This is a genomic window from Wolbachia endosymbiont of Pentidionis agamae, assembly GCF_036711655.1.
Classification (GTDB): domain Bacteria; phylum Pseudomonadota; class Alphaproteobacteria; order Rickettsiales; family Anaplasmataceae; genus JAZHPY01.
Genome location: NZ_JAZHPY010000186.1, coordinates 1 through 319, shown reverse-complemented (window position 1 = coordinate 319; position 319 = coordinate 1). Strand labels below are relative to the sequence as shown.

1 pseudogene is annotated in these 319 nt (G+C 26.3%); it reads left to right on the top strand.

The annotated features are described in order from the left end of the window. Nucleotides 1-58 precede the first annotated feature (58 nt). Nucleotides 59-319, top strand: a pseudogene (locus V6U76_RS05545) (hypothetical protein); the annotation flags it as partial.

Below are 319 nucleotides of genomic sequence, written 5' to 3'. Positions count from 1 at the left end.
ATTTGTTTACTTTCTAACATTAATTTACTATATTCTTCTTGCAGTAGATTCAAATATAATGTCATGTGATTACAAGTCTTTCAGTAAAAATCTATTAAAGATTTCAGATTTAACAATAGAAGACATAAAAAATATAATTTATTTAGCTGAGAGTTACCTTAACAATGCAAGTTGTTTTGATAATATTCTGAAAGGTAAAACAGTCATTAACTTATTTTTCGAGGATTCAACTCGTACACTGGCATCCTTTGAAATAGCTGCGAAAAGTTTAGGTGCAAACGTTATAACAATACCAATTAGATATTCTTCTATTAATAAA